Annotated in this window: 3 protein-coding genes; all 3 read right to left on the reverse strand. The window is 38.4% G+C overall.

Features of this window, described 5'->3' with window-relative positions:
• Nucleotides 1-720 (reverse strand): 6-phosphogluconolactonase (locus HYU07_05370; protein MBI2129644.1); only part of this gene is annotated, 720 nt, incomplete at its 3' end.
• A gap of 37 nt (nucleotides 721-757) precedes the next feature.
• Nucleotides 758-2,104, reverse strand: coding sequence for a hypothetical protein (locus HYU07_05375; protein MBI2129645.1), 1,347 nt, complete (start codon nucleotides 2,102-2,104; stop codon nucleotides 758-760).
• Between the two features lie 67 nt (nucleotides 2,105-2,171).
• The coding region (locus tag HYU07_05380; GenBank protein ID MBI2129646.1) for a hypothetical protein at nucleotides 2,172-2,580 on the reverse strand (409 nt) is incomplete at its 5' end.

Below are 2,580 nucleotides of genomic sequence, written 5' to 3' on the forward strand. Positions count from 1 at the left end.
TCCAATGGTAATTGCATAATCGGTTGTTCCATTAGATGTTTTGTGTGGTTCTATATACTCCTCAAGATGTACCCCCTCATTAATATTAACTGTCTTAGGCATAATAGAAGCAATGTGCCCCGGAGGATCAATGCCCAGGCCAAGCAGTAAAATGGCCATACCGCCAGCATTTGCTATTTGTTTTTCATACGCTTTGCAGCGGTGGTCAATAACAGATATTATTTCCCTTATATCTCCCCCTCGTCCAGAACATTTTTCTATAGAATCGAAATCTTTCTCGTATTCATCTGCCGCGCGTTCCGTGCTTCTGAACCTCTTAGATTCAAAATATTCATATTTGCCTGCTTCATAACTTCTTCTTAGTTCCTGTAGAGAAGAGTATACACTCATAATATCTGAGAGATCTGATTGGTTTTTTCCTACAAAAATAGCATCAGGAGCATAAACTTTTGCTCCAGGCAATTGTTTTTCTATGCTTTTTTTCTGGTCATCTGTTCCCAAAAATTCATCAGCCGTAAAAGCTGTGATTCCTGAAAGGTCACTGGATATTGAATTTAAGGACATGTAAACTCCGGCAGTGCTGCTGCCACATGCTGCGCCTATTGATATCTTCCCGCCTTTTTTTATCATTTGCGCAGCAATATGCTCGGCAATAAGCTCTGAAACCCTTTCCCTGCTTCCTACAATGATGTCCAAGTTTTTACAATCTGTTTTTTTCATTTTTGCCTCAGATTATTTGTCAAATCTTTTTTGAATTTTAGATGCCATTTGGGCTGAAATCACTATAAGGCTGTGCTTTGGGGCATTTAAGTTGGCTGATTGATGCTCTTTTCTTCTTTTTAATTTCGGCTTCGATTAGTCTAGCATATTCATGAATGTTCCCATGTCTAATCCTATAGGAAGCAAATAAGTTAGCCAGGGTTATTGTAGTTCTTATGTCTAATCCTAAATTATAACAAACATTGATGACGCCATCTGCTACATCCCCTGCCCCTGTAAACTGAGGATTCTTGCCTATGTTCTTTTCATAAGGCTGAACATTTGCGTACGTAATTAGTTGCTTAGAATGGCATTGCGCACCAATTATCCCGTGCTTATCCCTTGTTATGATGTACTCTTTCGCATTTCCAGATTTAAGAATAGCTCTAAGGCCATCATAATTCCCTTTTCCAGTTAGTATCGCGTTTTCCTCTTTGTTTTCCACTAATAACTCGCATAAGGAAACTAGTTTTCTGACAACATCTTTTTCAGATTCGAACGAGGATTTTGTAAATAGGCCTGCCCTTATTACTTTTTTATTGTTAAAAATAGCAAGTACCAGCTCCATAAGGTACAAGTTTTTTGGAGCAACTACGTTTACTTGAGAAATATTGCTTAAATTTTCCATAATATCCTCGTGATAAAGACTGCCATCACTAACCTCATATTTTGGAATTGATCCTCTAAGAATTGTTTTTTTATTGCCTAATTCAAAAACAAGATTAATCGGAACTTTATCATATCCTTGCGGCGATATCTTTAATGTTTTTACACCCAATTCAGCATAGTAATTACTCGAGCCATTTTGCTTAGGGTCAATCGCCAAATAGATAACTTCCGTCCTATTTAATCTTTCCAAGGTCTTTTGCTTTTTCTTTGTATTTATTCTTGCTTGCGATAGATAATACTTCAAGAATCTTATAAATGCAACCTCGGCTATTGCAGCATGAGCAGCAGATCCTCCTTTTTCTTCGCAGATAACCGAGACATTGTATTCTGTTTTGCCTTTTGCAATGGTTGGGTCTGTAGAAAGGCATTCCAAATCAATTTTTTCGCCACAGCCAATCCATTGTGATTTTTCCTTTATTTTTTCACGTTTAACCAAATCCTTGATTGACTCGAGATTCGGAGTTGCATAATATTTCATGCCGCCTAAATTGAAAGTTAATACAGCATCTTCAGGGTTAATGTTCTCATAATTTTTTGGCAGAGCAAGTTTAACGTCCCTTACATGCTCTCCAATATTCAGTATGCATCCAGGCGGATCAATCTTGTTGTTACATGCTTCAACAAGATCCTCTATTATTCGCGGGATAAGATTCTCTAATGTTTCCATTTTTTTCATCTACGGCGGCTTATAGCTGCCGCTACTTCGATTTAATGCTGTCATAAATCAAATTACACTCGGCGTGTCACTTATACCCCGGCAGCAATTCGCATGACAACCGTTTATCAACAAATTTTATGCTCTTCGAGGCATCTTTATGGACGCCCATCACAGCATAGATTGCATTGATGTTCTCCGGGCATACAATTGACGCATTGTCTATCCATTGCTTCAGCCTTATGGAATGCCTTCTTCGGTTTAGCTGGACAGACCCGTAAATAATAAGGTTTTCAGGGGAATCTCCGATGAATCTTCCTTTTCTTGAGAAATATGCTGTCAGCTTGGAAGTGCTGTCTTTGTCCGGAATCAACTTTGTTGTTGCAACCCTTGGCTGCGCTTCTAAAACATTGTAAACCTGTTCTGCATTTTTCGGCATCTTTTTTACATAAATTAAGATGTCATGCAGATGGTACCTGTTAACAGAGCTGACAGCT

The sequence above is a fragment of the Candidatus Woesearchaeota archaeon genome, assembly GCA_016180285.1.
Classification (GTDB): Archaea; Nanobdellota; Nanobdellia; order Woesearchaeales; family JACPBO01; genus JACPBO01.

Excerpts from the sequence above, each read along its gene's own strand:
- HYU07_05375 (MBI2129645.1), bottom strand. The coding sequence starts at position 2,104 with ATGAAAAAAATGGAAACATTAGAGAATCTTATCCCGCGAATAATAGAG.